General features: G+C 64.2%; 17 protein-coding genes, 1 tRNA gene and 1 other RNA gene. 14 read left to right on the forward strand and 5 right to left on the reverse strand.

Going from position 1 to position 15458, the window contains the following annotated elements:
* Positions 1 to 886 precede the first annotated feature (886 nt).
* The 5 genes from pepQ to cydX all read left to right on the forward strand — a co-directional run bounded on the left by pepQ (position 887) and on the right by cydX (position 5516).
* On the forward strand, positions 887 to 2215 hold the full coding sequence (gene pepQ, locus AB4Y82_RS20795; protein ID WP_441605637.1) for a Xaa-Pro dipeptidase: 1329 nt from the start codon (positions 887 to 889) through the stop codon (positions 2213 to 2215).
* A gap of 187 nt (positions 2216 to 2402) precedes the next feature.
* Positions 2403 to 2645 (forward strand): hypothetical protein, encoded by a 243-nt coding sequence (locus tag AB4Y82_RS20800; RefSeq protein WP_441605638.1) that lies wholly within the window; start codon positions 2403 to 2405, stop codon positions 2643 to 2645.
* A complete protein-coding gene (locus AB4Y82_RS20805; RefSeq protein WP_441605639.1) occupies positions 2642 to 4228 on the forward strand; it encodes a cytochrome ubiquinol oxidase subunit I in 1587 nt (528 codons plus the stop codon). The genes AB4Y82_RS20800 and AB4Y82_RS20805 overlap by 4 nt, the downstream gene beginning before the upstream one ends.
* A gap of 10 nt (positions 4229 to 4238) precedes the next feature.
* A complete protein-coding gene (gene cydB, locus AB4Y82_RS20810) occupies positions 4239 to 5369 on the forward strand; it encodes a cytochrome d ubiquinol oxidase subunit II (protein WP_441611651.1) in 1131 nt (376 codons plus the stop codon).
* Between the two features lie 15 nt (positions 5370 to 5384).
* On the forward strand, positions 5385 to 5516 hold the full coding sequence (cydX, locus tag AB4Y82_RS20815; RefSeq protein WP_121882642.1) for a cytochrome bd-I oxidase subunit CydX: 132 nt from the start codon (positions 5385 to 5387) through the stop codon (positions 5514 to 5516).
* A gap of 101 nt (positions 5517 to 5617) precedes the next feature.
* On the opposite strand, the gene AB4Y82_RS20820 is transcribed toward cydX, so the two are convergent.
* Together AB4Y82_RS20820 and AB4Y82_RS20825 are read right to left on the reverse strand one after the other, a co-directional pair.
* A complete protein-coding gene (locus AB4Y82_RS20820; RefSeq protein WP_441605641.1) occupies positions 5618 to 6922 on the reverse strand; it encodes an aminopeptidase P N-terminal domain-containing protein in 1305 nt (434 codons plus the stop codon).
* Between the two features lie 2 nt (positions 6923 to 6924).
* Entirely contained in the window at positions 6925 to 7485 is a 561-nt protein-coding gene (locus tag AB4Y82_RS20825; protein WP_441611653.1) for a UPF0149 family protein, read from the reverse strand.
* A gap of 103 nt (positions 7486 to 7588) precedes the next feature.
* Here AB4Y82_RS20825 and AB4Y82_RS20830 point away from each other — a divergent pair, with 103 nt between their 5' ends.
* The 7 genes from AB4Y82_RS20830 to AB4Y82_RS20860 all read left to right on the forward strand — a co-directional run bounded on the left by AB4Y82_RS20830 (position 7589) and on the right by AB4Y82_RS20860 (position 11374).
* Positions 7589 to 7828 carry a TIGR02449 family protein gene (locus tag AB4Y82_RS20830; RefSeq protein ID WP_441605643.1) on the forward strand — a complete coding sequence of 80 codons (240 nt, stop codon included), beginning with the start codon at positions 7589 to 7591 and terminating at the stop codon, positions 7826 to 7828.
* Positions 7821 to 8144, forward strand: a complete 324-nt coding sequence (locus tag AB4Y82_RS20835) for a cell division protein ZapA (RefSeq protein ID WP_441605644.1) — start codon at positions 7821 to 7823, stop codon at positions 8142 to 8144. Before AB4Y82_RS20830 ends, AB4Y82_RS20835 begins: the two co-directional genes overlap by 8 nt.
* Before the next feature lie 6 nt (positions 8145 to 8150).
* A non-coding RNA gene (gene ssrS / locus AB4Y82_RS20840) (6S RNA) lies at positions 8151 to 8337 on the forward strand.
* A 79-nt stretch (positions 8338 to 8416) separates the two neighbouring features.
* Positions 8417 to 9037: a 5-formyltetrahydrofolate cyclo-ligase gene (locus AB4Y82_RS20845; protein ID WP_441605645.1), complete on the forward strand. Its 621-nt coding sequence runs from the start codon at positions 8417 to 8419 to the stop codon at positions 9035 to 9037.
* Positions 9034 to 9498 carry an EVE domain-containing protein gene (locus AB4Y82_RS20850; RefSeq protein ID WP_441605646.1) on the forward strand — a complete coding sequence of 155 codons (465 nt, stop codon included), beginning with the start codon at positions 9034 to 9036 and terminating at the stop codon, positions 9496 to 9498. Before AB4Y82_RS20845 ends, AB4Y82_RS20850 begins: the two co-directional genes overlap by 4 nt.
* A 26-nt stretch (positions 9499 to 9524) precedes the next feature.
* Positions 9525 to 10163 (forward strand): ribose-5-phosphate isomerase RpiA, encoded by a 639-nt coding sequence (gene rpiA / locus AB4Y82_RS20855; RefSeq protein ID WP_441605647.1) that lies wholly within the window; start codon positions 9525 to 9527, stop codon positions 10161 to 10163.
* Positions 10164 to 10321: 158 nt separating this feature from the next.
* Entirely contained in the window at positions 10322 to 11374 is a 1053-nt protein-coding gene (locus AB4Y82_RS20860; protein ID WP_441605648.1) for a hypothetical protein, read from the forward strand.
* 312 nt (positions 11375 to 11686) lie between these two features.
* On the opposite strand, the gene AB4Y82_RS20865 is transcribed toward AB4Y82_RS20860, so the two are convergent.
* The 3 genes from AB4Y82_RS20865 to rplM all read right to left on the reverse strand — a co-directional run bounded on the left by AB4Y82_RS20865 (position 11687) and on the right by rplM (position 12657).
* A tRNA-Gln gene (locus tag AB4Y82_RS20865) sits at positions 11687 to 11760 on the reverse strand.
* Between the two features lie 66 nt (positions 11761 to 11826).
* Positions 11827 to 12219, reverse strand: coding sequence for a 30S ribosomal protein S9 (rpsI, locus tag AB4Y82_RS20870; RefSeq protein ID WP_046972627.1), 393 nt, complete (start codon positions 12217 to 12219; stop codon positions 11827 to 11829).
* Between the two features lie 9 nt (positions 12220 to 12228).
* A complete protein-coding gene (rplM, locus tag AB4Y82_RS20875; protein WP_046972628.1) occupies positions 12229 to 12657 on the reverse strand; it encodes a 50S ribosomal protein L13 in 429 nt (142 codons plus the stop codon).
* Positions 12658 to 12797: 140 nt separating this feature from the next.
* On the opposite strand from rplM, the gene AB4Y82_RS20880 reads away from it, so the two are divergent.
* Together AB4Y82_RS20880 and coq7 are read left to right on the forward strand one after the other, a co-directional pair.
* Positions 12798 to 14006 carry a (Fe-S)-binding protein gene (locus tag AB4Y82_RS20880; RefSeq protein ID WP_441605649.1) on the forward strand — a complete coding sequence of 403 codons (1209 nt, stop codon included), beginning with the start codon at positions 12798 to 12800 and terminating at the stop codon, positions 14004 to 14006.
* Positions 14003 to 14644 carry a 2-polyprenyl-3-methyl-6-methoxy-1,4-benzoquinone monooxygenase gene (coq7, locus tag AB4Y82_RS20885; RefSeq protein WP_441611655.1) on the forward strand — a complete coding sequence of 214 codons (642 nt, stop codon included), beginning with the start codon at positions 14003 to 14005 and terminating at the stop codon, positions 14642 to 14644. Before AB4Y82_RS20880 ends, coq7 begins: the two co-directional genes overlap by 4 nt.
* Positions 14645 to 15458 lie beyond the last annotated feature (814 nt).

Genomic DNA, 15458 nt, shown 5'->3' on the forward strand with positions numbered 1-15458 from the left:
GCGCTGCGCAACGCGCCCGAATCGCTGAGGACTTAAAGCGGGGTCTCGCTGCGCATCGGCTTTGATCGTCCCGCCTTTTCCTTGCCGCGCCTTCTTGTCTGTGGGAGCGCACCCTGTGCGCGACAGCCACGCCTGGGTATACCGCTCCGTAGGTTTGTCGCGCACAGGGTGCGCTCCCACAGAAGAGCCGACCGGCAAGATTGATCCGCCATCCACGGACCTGCGTCCCCCTTGTAGGAGCGCACTTGTGCGCGACCGCACCACCTGGATGCACCGCTCCGTCGGCTGGTCGCGCACAAGTGCGCTCCTACAAAAGAGCGGCCCAACAGCGTCAGAAGTCGCGTGGCTCTTGATGCGGCTCTTGATCTCGGGGTCCCCGTATGACGCGGCGGGCGGGTGGAGGAAAGCCCGAAGGGTGGCCGCATGGATGCGGCCAGTTTTTCGACAGGACAGGGACGTCCTGTCGAAAAACCCCGTAACCCGAGCGCGCACCTGGAGGGCCAACGGCCCGGAAGGCGCGTCATCCGGGGGGCCCTTTCTTTTGGTTACTTTTCTTTGGGCAAGCAAAGAAAAGTAACCCGGCCTCCGGCAGGAGGACGGAAGCCCGCGGCAGGCGAGCCAGATCGCCGTATCGCTAAAACCAAACACCGAGGCTCTGGATGACCAGCCATTCGGCTGTTGAAGAGCGCCTCCGGCCTACGCCGGGATGACGATCAAAAGAACCCAGCCTGCGCAGGACAACGAGCAAGAACCGGGGGTGTGCGTGTGGACGGGACGAAAGCGTCAGCCCCCCCCAACTAGCGATCCCCTCCCCTCCGCGCCATCATGTCTCTCTACCCCACCCGCCCGGCCCAAACACCGCCAGGCGCCGCCTCCCGGAGTCACCATGCACGACCGTCTCGCCTCGCTCTATCCCCAGCACCTCGCCGCGCTGCGCGACCGTGCCGACAAAGCGCTTGCCCTGGGTGGCGGATTCGATCACCTGGTGATCGCAGCGGGGACGCCGTTGCGCAAGTTTCTGGACGACCAGGACTACCCTTTCGTCGCCAATCCGCATTTCCGCCACTGGCTGCCGCTCACGGACACGCCGGGGAGCTGGATCGTCTACACGCCCGGACAGAGGCCGAAGCTGATCTTCCTGCAGCCCAGGGATTACTGGCACGTCGTGCCGGCCGCGCCGAGTGGCTACTGGGTGGAACATTTCGACATCGAGATCGTGCGCGAAGCAACCGACGCCGTGTCGCTGCTGCCGGATGCCAAGACCCGTCGCGCCATCCTGGGACCGGAGTGTCCGAGCGTGCCCGGCGCCGAGGCGAACAACCCGCAGGCGGTGCTCGACTACCTGCACTGGCACCGCTCCTACAAGACCCCTTACGAACTGGAACTGATGCGCGAAGCAAGCCGCATCGGCGCGCGTGCTCATCACGCGGCAGAGCAGGCGTTTCGCGCCGGCGAGAGCGAGTTTGGCATCCACCTCGCCTATCTCGCCGCCGCGCGCCAGAACGACGCCGAGCTGCCTTACTCCAGCATCGTGGGCCTCAATGAGCACGGCGCCGTGCTGCATTACACGCACTTCGACCGCCAGCCGCCGGCACAAAGCCGCTCTTTTCTGATCGACGCCGGCGCCAGCGCTGCGGGTTACGCCAGCGACATCACGCGCACGTACGCCGCGAAAGGCCATGCCGAATTTCAGGCGCTGATCGACAGCGTCGATGTAGCGCAGCGGGGTTTTGCCGCGAAGGTGCGCGCGGGCCAGAGCTATCCGGAACTACATATCCACGCGCATCACGTGCTGGCCGAGGTACTGCGCGAGCACGGCATCGTGCGCATGAGTGCGGAAAGCGCGGTGGCGTCGGGCGTCACCTCAGCGTTCTTCCCGCATGGCCTGGGCCACCCTATTGGCCTGCAGGTGCACGATGTCGCCGGTTTCCAGGCGTCCGAAACCGGCGGCACGATCGCCCGCCCGCAAGGCCATCCTTATCTGCGCATGACGCGTGTGCTCGAAGCGGGCATGGTGGTCACGATCGAGCCAGGCCTGTACTTCATCGACATGCTGCTGGAAGAGTTGCGCGCCAAGCCGGTGGCCAGCGACATCGATTGGGCCCGCGTGGATCGCTTCCGCCCCTACGGCGGCATCCGGATCGAAGACGACGTGGTCTGCACCGACGCCGACCCCGAGAACCTCACCCGCGATGCCTTCGCGCTGATCGGCTGACGCTTTCGCCGGTTGCCAGGGCCCGCCACGCGATGGCGGGCCCTGCTGAAGCTGCCTACATCAAGGCGCCGCCCGCGCAATGCGGCACGGCGTCCCGGCGGCGATCCGCCGCTGCGGCAACCCTCCGCACGACAACTTCACATGGGTTGCGTATGCTCGCCTCAAGGTACAGCTAGGGGCTTGCTGCATGTCCATGCCGTCCGCCGAACCGGTCGTGCCGGTGTCGGCTCCCGTTGACCTGCCGAAGCCGCCGCTGCGTCGCCTGGCGCGCAAGCTGATCGTGTTGGTGCTCGCCAAGATCGTGTTCATTTCGCTGGTCTGGTGGGCGGTCGCCGCGCATTACACACGCCCTGATACCCGTCCCGCCGCCATCGAGCATCTGCTCGCGCCGGCGTCCTCTTCTTCCTCATCGCAAGCAGGCAGCCCATGATCATCGATCCCGAGGTCGTCACGCTCTCACGCCTGCAGTTCGCGCTGACTGCGCTCTATCACTTCCTGTTCGTACCGCTCACGCTCGGCCTTGTGTGGATGCTGGCCATCATGGAAGCCGTCTACGTGATGACCGGGCGCGAAGTCTGGAAGCGCATGGTGCAGTTCTGGGGCGTGCTGTTCGGCATCAACTTCGCCATGGGCGTCGCCACCGGCGTCACCATGGAATTCCAGTTCGGCATGAACTGGGCGTACTACGCGCACTACGTGGGCGATGTCTTCGGCACGCCGCTGGCCATCGAAGGCCTGATGGCGTTCTTCCTGGAAGCGACCCTGGTCGGCCTGTTCTTCGTGGGCTGGGACCGCATGTCGCGCATGGCGCACCTGCTCACCACCTGGTTCCTCGCGTTTGCCACCAACCTCTCCGCGCTATGGATCCTGATCGCCAATGGCTGGATGCAGAATCCCGTGGGTTCGGCGTTCAACGTGCAGACCATGCGCATGGAGGTGACTTCGTTTAGCGAGGTGATGTTCAACCCGGTGGCGCAGGCCAAGTTCGTGCACACGGTGAGTGCCGGCTACGTCATCGGTTCGATGTTCGTGCTCTCCATCAGCGCCTGGTATCTGCTGCGCGGTCGCAACGTGGATTTTGCCAAGCGCTCGATGACGGTGGCGGCGAGTTTTGGACTGGCCGCGGCGCTCTCCGTGGTGGTGCTGGGCGATGAGTCCGGTTACGCCGTATCGGAAAACCAGAAGATGAAGATGGCCGCCATCGAGGCCATGTGGGAAACCGAACCAGCACCCGCATCGTTCACCTTGTTTGGCCTGCCGGATGTGGAGAACCACACCACCCACTACGCCCTGCGCATTCCGTGGGTGATGGGCTTGATCGGCACGCGTTCGATCGACAAACCGATCCCCGGCATCGTCAACCTGGTGGAAGACACCAAGGGCCGCATCAACACCGGCATCCAGGCCTATGACGCGATGCTGGTCCTGCGCGACGACAAGAACAACGCGCAGGCCCAGGCCATCCTCACAGCCCACGACAAAGACATGGGCTACGCCCTGCTGCTCAAGCGCTTCATGGACGACCCGCGCAAGGCGACGCCGGCGGATATCCAGAAGGCGGCGGAAAGCACCATTCCGAATGTGCCGGTGTTGTTCTGGTCGTTCCGCATCATGGTCGGCCTGGGCTTCTATTTCATTGTACTGTTCGCGTTCTCGTTCTGGCAGGCGAGCAAGCGCCAGCTCGACAAGCGTCGCTGGTATCTGAAGCTGGCGCTGTGGAGCCTGCCGCTGCCGTGGATTTCCACCGAGCTGGGCTGGATCGTGGCCGAATACGGGCGTCAGCCTTGGGCGATCGAAGGCGTACTGCCGACTGCGCTGGGCGTGTCCAGCGTCACCACGGGACAGGTGTGGACCTCGCTGGGCGGCTTCGTGCTGTTCTACAGCGTGCTGGCCATCATCGACGCCGTGCTGATGGTGAAGTACGCGAAGAAGGGGCCGGATGGCCTTGGCTTGTGGCCACCGTCCGAACCCGTGCCGCCCATCACCAACGTTGCCGCCCACGCAGGCGCCTGAGGAGAACGTCATGTTCGACTATGAAACGCTACGCGTGATCTGGTGGGCCTTGCTCGGCGTCTTGCTGATCGGCTTCGCCATCATGGATGGCTTTGACTTCGGCATCGCCGCGCTGCTGCGCGTGCTGGGCAAAACCGAAGACGAACGACTGGTGATGCTGGAAACCATCGAGCCCACCTGGGAAGGCAATCAGGTGTGGTTCGTGCTCGGCGGCGGTGCGGCTTTTGCCGCGTGGCCGCAGCTGTATGCGGTGTCGTTCTCGGGCATGTACCTGGCGATCTTCCTGGTGCTGCTCGCGCTGATCTTGCGGCCGGTGGGCTTCAACTTCCGCGGGAAGGTGCACGATCCGCGCTGGCGTACGCTGTGGGATGGCGTGCTGACGACGTCGGGCATCGTGGTGATGCTGATTTCCGGCGTGGCCTTCGGCAACTTGTTCCTGGGCGCACCGTTCCAGTTCGACAACGACTTGCGCATGACCTGGCACGGCAGCTTCTTCGAGCTGCTGCATCCCTTCGCGCTGATGGCCGGTCTCGTCTCGCTGAGCATGCTGCTGGCGCACGGCGCCTGCTGGGCGGCCTACAAGGCCGACCATGTGGTCGCTGATCGTGCGGTGCGCGTCGCGCGCTGGGCCACGCTGGCCTATGTAGTGGTCTACGTCGCGGCCGGCATCTGGCTCGCTTACGGCGTGGCGGGTTACGCGATCGTGGGGCCGGTGGTGACCGACGGCGTGTCCAACCCCCTGTTCAAGCAGGTTGCGCACGGCAGCAGCTGGTTTGCCAGCTACCTGCAGCATCCCTCGTTCTGGCTCGCCCCGGTGGTTGCTTTCGCCGGCGCGATCGGCGTGCAGCTCACGGTCGGCAAGAAGGGCTTGGGCGGCTTCCTGTGGAGCAGCCTGATGGTGGCGGGCACGATACTTTCCGCCGGGTTCGCGCTGTTTCCGTTCCTGCTGCCTTCTCGGCTGGATCCGCGTTCCAGCCTTACCGTGTGGGATGCCTCGTCGAGCAAGGGCACGCTGGGCCTGATGCTGGCGATGACGCTGATCTTCATGCCGCTGATCATCATCTACACCAGCTGGGTGTACCACGTGATGCGCGGTCGCGTGACGCTGGAGCACGTGCGCCATTCCGGCAGCACTTACTGAGAGAGGAACGACGCCATGTGGTATTTCTCCTGGATGCTCGGCCTTGGCCTTGCCTGCGCGTTCGGCATCCTCAACGCGATGTGGTACGAGGTGCACGCGGACGATGAGGCGCATCAGCGCAAGGAGCCGCGTCCGGCCGGCAAGTGAGGAAGTGATTCTATGGTGGGAGCGCACCCTGTGCGCGACTGCGTCGAGCTTGCATGCCGCGGCAGTCGCGCACAGGGTGCGCTCCCACAGAGGTAGGTCGGTCAACGCGAGGCCAGCAAGGCCTCGATCTCATCCGCATCCTTGGGCACGTCACGCGTCAGCACGTCATTGCCTTCCTTGACCACCGCCACATCGTCTTCGATGCGGATGCCGATGCCGCGCCAGCGCTCGGCCACGGTGAAATCGCCCGGCGGCACGTAAATGCCCGGCTCCACCGTCACCACCATGCCGGGTTCGAGCACGCGGGGCTCGCCATCGACGCGGTAGTCGCCCACGTCATGCACGTCCAGGCCCAGCCAGTGGCCTGTTTTAGCCGGAAAGAAGCGCTTGTAGCTCCCTTCGGCGATGGCGTCGTCGGCCGAACCTTTGAGCAGACCCAGCGCGCACAAGCCTTCGCAGATCACCCGCACGGCGGCTTCGTGCGCTGCATTGAACGCGCGCCCCGGCAGCACTTCGTCGATCGCCGCCAGCTGCGCCGCCAGCACCACTTCGTACAGCGCCCGCTGTTCGCGGCTGTAACGACCACTGATGGGAAAAGTGCGCGTGATGTCGGAGGCATAGCAGTCCACTTCGGCGCCCGCATCCACCAGCAACAGATCGCCATCGTGCAGCACGGCGCGGTTGGCGGTGTAGTGCATCACGCAGGCATTGGCGCCGCTGGCCACGATGGGCGGAAAGGCGGGAACCGCGCCGTGACGGCGCATCACGCGGAGAATTTCCGCCTCGACTTCGTATTCATGGCGCCCGGCGATGGCCGCGTGCATCGCCGCCCGATGTGCTTCGGCCGCGATGTTGGCGGACGAACGCATCAGCTTCAGCTCGCCACGCGATTTGTACAGGCGAAGATCGTGCAGCAGGTGCCCCAGCGCGACGAATTCCTTCGGCACCACACCGCCGCCGCGCAACTGGCGCAGGCGACGCATCCAGCCCAGCAGGTGGGCATCGAACTCCGGCTCGCGGCCGAAATGGCAGTACACGCGCGCCCTGCCCTCGATCATGCCGGGCAGGATGTCGTCGATATCGTCGATGGGAAACGCGTCGTCCATGCCGTGCTCGCTGACGGCGCGGTCGGTGCCGATGGACTCGCCGTGCCAGCGCTCATGTTCTTCATCGCGCTCGCGACAGAACAGCACGGCCTCCCCGTGCTTTCGCCCCGGCATCAGGGCGAGCACCGCTTCGGGCTCGGGGAAACCCGAGAGATAGTGCAGGTCCGAGTCCTGGCGGTAGGGCCAGTTGGCGTCCGCATTGCGCACCCGCTCAGGTGCGGCGGCAACCAGCACCACCGCGTCATCGCCCGCCATGCGCATCAACTGGCGGCGGCGACGGGCGTATTCCTCGGACGACATGGTCAATGCACGGTGTCGCTGTTCGGGCCGCGATTGGAACATTCGGCAAACAACAGCATCGCGCCAAGGCGCACGAATTCATGCACTTCGATCAGCGAATCCTCGTCCTCGGCTTCATCGCCGAACTCGAACGACGAGGCCGCGATGGTGCCCAGGTCCTTGAGGATTTCCTGTGCCTCTTCGGACAACTGGCTATGCGTTTCCGCACCAGCCAGGCCGAAGCCGCCGAGAAACCCCCGACACCAGTCGACCAGGGCATCGGCCCGTTCGGTCAAGGGACGATCGTCGGCCGGCAACATCGGCTCGAAGCCCAGTTCCGGATCGGCCAGCTCGGCCTGGGTCTGCTTGACCAGGCGATCGAGCACGCCCTGATCACCGGCCGACGGGGTGGCCGCTTCGGCATCCAGGTGCAGTGCTTCGACCAGCGACTGGCGCCCGATCCGACCGCCTCCCGCCAGGAAACCGCATAGCGATCCATGCAGGCCGCTGGCGTCTTCCGCCAGCTGCAGACGGGCGGCGGCAGCGTCCAGTTCGTCGTAGCCGATCAGCTCGTTCGCACTCATGGCCTGGTTCCTCTTCAAGACAAGCGGGCAGTTTAATGCACTGGTTCCCGAAACGTCCTTGAGCCTGCTGCTTTGGCCAGACCTCCTGCTATAGTTCCGGCCCATGAGCGCGCCCGATTCCGTCAAGCCAGATCCTGTCAAGCACGAGCTTGCCGTACTCGGCGAGCAGGTCGATCGCCTGATCGACGCGGTACGCCGTCTTACGGAAGAAAACCGTAGCCTGCGTCACAGCCAGGAACAACTGGCCAGCGAACGGGCCGGCCTGATGGCGCGCAACGAACAGGCGCGCAGCCGCGTCGAAGCAATGATCCAGCGACTGAAGGCGCTTGAGAGCAATGGCTGAGAGCAGCGTGGGTACCACCGCCAACGAACCGGTCGCCCTGCGACTGGTGGATCGCGAATTCCTGATCGCCTGCGCGCCGGAAGAGCGCGAAGGGCTGCTGGAATCGGCCGCCTACCTCGATCGCAAGATGCGCGAATTGCGTGCCAACGCCAAGGCGCCAGGCTTCGATCGTCTCGCCGTACTTGCCGCCATCAGCGTCACCCATGAGTTCCTTGCGCTGCGCAAGCAGCACACTGGCTCTGATCAGAGCGTGACTGACGGTATTACTGCACTGCGTCGCAAGCTTGAAGCGGCACTCGACGGCACCATAAAATAGTCACGGCGTTATCTGCGGTGTGCGCCAGCACACTCTTACATTTGCCTTGTTCCTAAATACGGCCCCGGGTCGGCTTTTCATCGGTTGTTGTGCATGTCCGCCGCGTGCGGAAAGCCTCGAGACCATGTCGCCCTCCCACCTGATCCATCGTGGATCAAGGTCGTTCGGTGGGCAGCGGCATCGCGGTTAACGCCACCTATTCCTTAACTTACGGCGCCCTTGGGCGCCGTAAGTTCGAAAGGCCACTCGCTCGCACCGCAGGAGACGCGAACGTGGACGCCAACGCCCAGCGACGCGAACTACGCCGGCAACTGGCCGAACAGCGCCGGGCCCTGGCGCCGGTCCAGCGCATCGCCGCCGCCCAGGGGCTGCGCCGCAGCCTCGATCAGCTTCCCGAATACCTCACCGACGCCCGCGTCGCCGGTTATTGGGCCCACGGCGGCGAACTGCCGCTCAATCTGATCATTCCGCCGCTGGCGACGCGGGGACAGCAATTCCTGCTGCCGGTGATCGGTCCGAATCATCAGTTGCGGTTTGCACCGTGGCAGTCGGGCGAAGCCGTCCAGCCCAATCGTTTCGGCATTCCCGAACCCGCCGAGCCGAAGGAACTGCTGGAACCCTTCCAGCTCGACCTTGTACTGGTACCGCTGACCGCCTTCGATCGTCGCGGCAACCGGCTGGGTACGGGTGGCGGCTACTACGACCGCGCGTTTGCCTTCCTCAACGAACAGGTGCGCCCCACCGAACCGCTGCTGGTTGGCATCGCTTATGCGTTCCAGGAACTGCCCGAGATCGATGAAGAGCCCTGGGATGTGCCGCTCGATTTCATCGCCACCGATCGCGAACTGATCGACTGCCACGCCACGCGCGAAGATGGAGAGGCGCACGCATGAGTAAAACCACGCAGTACTGGCTGATGAAATCGGAGCCAGACGCTTTCTCCATCGACGATCTCAAGCGCAAAGGCCAGGAACACTGGGACGGCGTGCGCAACTACCAGGCGCGCAACTTCATGCGCGACGGCATGCGCGTGGGCGACAAGGTTTTCTTCTATCACTCCAACTGCGCCGAGCCCGGCATCGTGGGCATTGCCGAAGTCGCCACGGATGCCTATCCCGACCCGAGCCAGTTCGATCCCAAGAGCAAATATTTCGACCCCGGCAGTTCGCGCGACAATCCGCGCTGGATGCTGGTGGACGTGAAGTTCGTCAAGAAGTTCAAGCACACCATCACGCTCAAGCAGCTGCAGGCCGACCCCGCGCTCGCCGACATGGCGCTGGTGCGCAAAGGCAACCGACTCTCCGTCATGCCGGTAGGCGCCGAGGAATGGCGCCATATCCTGACGATGGAATAACGCTTACCTCTTATCGGATCCACATCATGAGCGCCAACGAAAAACGCCAGGCCGGCGAAGCCGCCATCCGCTACGTCGAGAACGGAGCCATCGTGGGCGTCGGCACCGGCTCCACCGTCGCCTTCTTCATCGATGCCCTCGCGGACCTCAAGGACCGCATCGAAGGCGCGGTGTCCAGCTCCGAGCAGTCCACTGCACACCTCAAGCGCCTGGGCATCCCGGTGCTCGACCTCAACGCTACCGGTCCACTGAATCTCTACGTGGATGGCGCCGACGAGTGCGATACGCACAAGCGCCTCATCAAGGGCGGCGGCGCTGCGCTCACGCGCGAAAAAATCATCGCCGAAGCGAGCGCCAAGTTCGTGTGCATCATCGACTCGAGCAAGCAGGTGCAGTTGCTCGGCAAGTTTCCGCTGCCGATCGAAGTGATACCGATGGCGCGCAGCCTGGTGGGCCGCGAGATCGTCAAGCGCGGCGGCACGCCGGTGTGGCGCGATGGCGTGGTGACCGACAATGGCAACTGGGTGATCGATGTGCACGGATGGCAGATCGTCGATCCGGTGGGGTTGGAGAATGACCTCAACCAGATTCCGGGCATCGTCACCGTAGGCCTGTTCGCGCGGCGGGCGGCGGATGTGGTGTTGGTGGGTGATCGGGTGATGTGATTGCCTGCCCGGGACTATCTGCGTCATGAAGAACGCCGGCCCGAGGGTCGGCGTTTTTCGTTGGCGGAAGGAGTGCCCCTCGAGCACCGCCTCAAAACGGCGGCCGGCCCTGCTGCTAGCAATCGCTTATCCTCGGCGAAACAACGGGGAGGAACGACATGGACTCGATGGTTTTCCCACGCCGATTCGCCATGTTCACCGGCGCCACGGTCACCGTAGCGTCGATGATGTTGGCAACGCTGATCGCCTGCACTCCGATGCACGCGCAAGCCACGGAGCCGGCACGAGAAGATCAACAGTCCTTTCTGATGCGTGCGCTTTTTTCCAATGGCCGCCTTTGGCTGCTCTCCGATGCGGGGGAGCTGTCGACCATCGCTCAGGACGCCGATAAGCGCGTCACACTCGATTTTCCCGAGCCCGTTCTTGACGTTTGCGCCACCGGTACCGGGGTTCAGGTCATTACTGGCACCAACACCGGTGACTGGACGATTCGCCAGTGGGATGGAACAAGATGGAATGCCACCTCAACCGTGGCACGCCAGGATGACGGCTTGGCCGCCATGAATTGCGGCGCTGATGACACGACTCTGCTGACGTCGGCACGCGTCATCCAGCTCGCAAAGAGCGGCTCGGCGCGGATCACGAAACTTTCCGCGGAGCTGCCTTTTGGCAGCGTCACCGCCATGCTCGACACTGGCACGACCCTGCTGGTCGCCATCAATGCCGGCGAATGGGGCGGCGGACTGCAACGTATCGACAAAGCCAGCGGGGTCGTCACCGCCATCGAGCGCAAGGACGGCAGCGACCTATGCAGCGGCCCTTTGAACGCTGCATGCGATTCGGTCCACGGCATCGCCACCGAACCATGGAACACGAGATGCAATGCTGTGGCCGTTGGGCTCGTCCATTTGGTTATGGAGCGCGGGGGCATCGTCGAGGTGTGTGGTGACGAGGTGCGCTCGCTCTTCGAGAAGCGCTTCAGCACCTCGTTCGCCATCAAAGGTGGAAAACGTGGACAACTGCCGCAGACCGTAGCGTTTTTTGGCCTCACCGCCAGCGGCGGCTCACTCTGGGCCGTCGGTACGGATGGTCTTTACAGGATCGACTCCATTGAAGGCGACCAAGGTTCCGTTGCCAACATTCAGGACAGTGGATGGCATCGACGTCAGTTTCGACAATCCACAGCTCGTTCTGGTGATGACCCGCCTTAACCAGAGGCACGCGGTAAGCGGTGCGACTCCGATGCTGGTGCCGCGATAGTGGCGTGCGGGTTTGCGGGCTCGCCGCTCGTCTCCTGACCCTCCCAAAAAAATGAAAAGCCCGCCAGTTAGGCGGGCTCTCTATTGCGTGGGGCCTGGGGATTGTTCGCCCCATCCATGGGGCTCACCCCTACGCGCTTCGCGCTACGGGGCCAGCGCTGCGCGCTGTCCAAATTTGTTCCTGACAAATTTGTCGAACGGGGTCCGAGTCCTCTACCTCCCAGTCAAAATAAAAGGCCCGCCATTTAGGCGGGCCTTTTATTTTGGCTGGGAGACTAGGATTCGAACCTAGATAAACGGAGTCAGAGTCCGTTGTCCTACCGTTAGACGATCTCCCAAAACCCTGCGGAGCGGTGCGCTCTGACTTGGTGCACCGGACCGTCGAAGCAACTCTCCGAGGAGAATTAGCGCTTCGAGAACTGGGTAGCGCGGCGGGCCTTATGCAGACCGACCTTCTTGCGCTCGACCTCGCGGGCGTCGCGGGTCACGAAGCCAGCCTTGCGGAGCTGGGACTTCAGGCTTTCGTCGTACTCGATCAGGGCGCGAGCGATGCCGAGGCGGATCGCACCGGCCTGGCCGGTGATGCCGCCGCCGGCGACGGTCACGTTGACGTCAAACTTGTCGGTCGCTTCGATCAGCTCAAGCGGCTGACGCACGATCATGCGCGAGGTTTCACGACCGAAGAACTGGTCGAGAGTCTTGCCGTTAACCGTGATCGCGCCACTGCCCTTGCGCAGGAACACGCGAGCGGCGGAGGTCTTGCGGCGGCCGGTGCCGTAGTTCTGCTGGATCGCCATAATGATTCCTTAGAGTTCCAGCGCCTGCGGCTGCTGAGCGGTATGCGGATGTTCGGCACCGCCGTACACCTTGAGCTTGCGGTACATCGCGCGGCCGAGCGGATTCTTCGGCAGCATGCCCTTGACGGCGATTTCGATGACACGCTCCGGATGCGTGGCGAGCAGGTCCTTCAGACTCATGGTCTTGAGGTTGCCGACGTAGCCGGTGAAACGGTGGTACATCTTGTCGTCCAGCTTGGCACCCGTGACGGCCACCTTCTCAGCGTTGACCACGACGATGTAATCGCCGGTGTCGACGTGCGGGGTGAATTCCGGCTTGTGCTTGCCACGCAGACGGCGGGCGATCTCGGTCGACAGACGACCGAGCGTCTTGTCCGTGGCGTCAATCACGAACCAATCGCGCTTGACGCTTTCCGGCTTGGCGCTGAACGTTTTCATTTCAGAATACCTAGTCTGCCGCCTCTAGGGCGGTTCACATAATCGGTGGAACAAAGGCGCGAGATGATAACGGAGTTTTCATCAATCGCGCAAGCCCACCGACCGGTGGGATGCGAGCTGGCAATGATAGCATGACGACCATGGCGCTTGAAAAGCCCCCACACACTCGAAAACAGAAGATCGCCTCTCTTGCCGACCAGTGCGTGCAGTGCGGCCTGTGCCTTCCCACCTGCCCGACCTACGGTCTGGATGGTAATGAAGCGGAGTCTCCGCGCGGCCGTATCGCCATTGCCGCCGCGCTGGCGCGGGGCGACGCGGGGCCCACGGACGCCCTGCGCATCCATCTGGATCACTGCCTGGGGTGTCTCAATTGCCAGCGCGTCTGCCCGGCCAACGTCAAGTACGACGAACTGCTGGTGGAGACCCGGGCGCTGATTGGCCCGTCGCCGCGACGCCCCAAGCAGCTGCTGGCGATGCTCAAACAACCCAGCCTGTTGAGACTGGCGGCCCGCGTGGGCGGCTCGACCGGCCTGGCGCACTGGAAGCAGCGACTCGCCGACCGCCTGCCAGCCGCGTCGGCATGGCGCGCCGCGCTGGAAACCTGGTCGGACGCGGAGCATGCGCCCGCCCCGCCAGCACCCAAGAACCAGGACGTCGACCAACCTGCCGTCGCCCTCTTTCCCGGCTGCGTGGCGAGCGTTGAAGACGAAGCGGCCGAACGCGCCACCATCACCCTGCTCCAGGCGGCGGGCTACCGCGTGGAACGATTGCCCGCCTTCTGTTGTGGCGCCATGGACCTGCATGGCGGCGACATGGACACCGCCGATCGCCTGGCCGAACGCGTGCGCGACAGCTGGCAACGCTCCGGCGCGACCCAACTGGTCAGCGTGACGCCCGGCTGCCTGGGCACCCTGCGCCGCGCCCTGCCCGATGTCGCGGTGAGCGACCCGGTCACGCTGTTGGCGGAGCGTCGGGATCGCCTCGTCTTCCGTCCGCTGCAGCGCCGCGTCGCCGTGCATTTCCCCTGCACTCAGATCAATGTCGCCCGCAGCGAATCGGCCCTGCAGGATCTGCTGCGGCAGGTGCCCTCGCTCGATCTCGCGATGGTGCCGCGTCCACCCCATTGCTGCGGCGCGGCCGGCTCGCACATGCTGGAGTTTCCCGAACGCGCGGCACGGTTGCGCGAGGGCGTGCTTGGACAAATTGCCAGCTTGGCACCCCAGCAGCTGTTGTCGTCCAATATCGGTTGTCGCCTGCACCTGGCTGCGGGCATGGATAAGCAAGGCGAGCACTGGCCGACCATGCATCCGCTGACCCTGCTCGCGCAGCAACTGGAGAATTCGCCATGAACGCACGCACGCTCTCCCCGCTCGACCGCCTGCTGTCCGGCATCGAACGCGCGCTGGAAACCGTGTCCGGCGCACCGGAAGCGGCCCGCCCCTCGCCCGCCGATGCTTTCGATGAAGCGGATATGGACGATGCCGAACGCCGCCACGCCGCGGGCCTGATGCGCATCAACCATACCGGCGAAGTCTGCGCCCAGGCGCTGTATGACGGACAGGCCGCCCTGGCCCGCAACGACGACATCCGCGAACACCTCCAGCACGCGGCCGCCGAAGAAACCGATCACCTGGCCTGGTGCGCCGACCGCCTGAAAGAACTCGACAGCCGCCCCAGCCTGTTCAATCCGCTGTGGTACGCCGGCAGCTACGCCATTGGCGCGATCGCGGCACTGGCCGGTGATCCGGTGAGCCTGGGTTTCGTGGTGGAGACGGAGCGGCAGGTGGAGGCGCATCTCGAAGAGCATCTCGACAAGCTGCCTGCCCAGGACGAGCGTTCGCGCGCCGTGCTGTCGCAGATGCAGGCCGATGAGATCCGTCATGCACACAACGCGCGCGAGCGCGGCGGCATCGACTTGCCGTTTCCGATACCGGGCGTGATGCRTTTGACGTCGATGGTGATGAAGGCGGTGGCGTACCGCATCTGAACACCGGCTCTTTGTGGGAGCGCACCCTGTGCGCGACAGCCGCAAGAGCCGGGCATGCGGGGGTGGTCGCGACGACTTTGAAATGAGGMACCTRGTGGGTTGCKGTCGCGCACAGGGTGCGCTCCCACAAGGGGTGGCGGCGGGTTGACGGGCCGCACCCCTTGCCCGGCGTGATGCGTTTGACGTCGATGRTGATGAAGGCGGTGGCGTACCGCRTCTGAACACCGGCTCTTTGTGGGAGCGCACCTTGTGCGCGACTGCCCCAAGAGCCGGGCATGCGGGGGTGGTCGCGACGACTTTGAAATGAGGCACCTGGTGGGTTGCTGTCGCGCACAGGGTGCGCTCCCACAAGGGGTGGCGGCGGGTTGACGGGCCGCCGCCATACCCGGCGAAATGCATTTGACGGCGATGGTGATGAGGGCGCAGGGGTTTTGGGTTTAAAAGCTCGGATACCTACACCTCCGCGAGCACCCGCCCCTCACCCCGACCCTCTCCCCGAAGGGGAGAGGGAGAAGTGGCGTGCACCGCGAAAACCGGCCTACCAAGGGCAAAGCCGATGCGCAGCGAGGCCCCGCTTTAAGTCCTCAGCGATTCGGGCGCGTTGCGCAGCGCTTGGAAGTACCCCCTGTGTACCCTCGGAGGTTGTCCCACAACAGCGCACCTCGAGCGTTCGGGCTTATCCCAACACGATGCTGCGGGCGTTATCAGGCCATTTTCTTTGGGTTACTTTCGACGCGAAGCTAGTCCCGTGGGATCTTTTGGGCCAGCAAAAGAAAAGTGACTCGAGCGGCGGCAGCCGATCGAAACGCCCGCC

Origin of the sequence: Dyella sp. 2YAF14, assembly GCF_052114725.1 — a bacterium.
In the GTDB taxonomy this organism is placed as follows: Bacteria; Pseudomonadota; Gammaproteobacteria; order Xanthomonadales; family Rhodanobacteraceae; genus Dyella.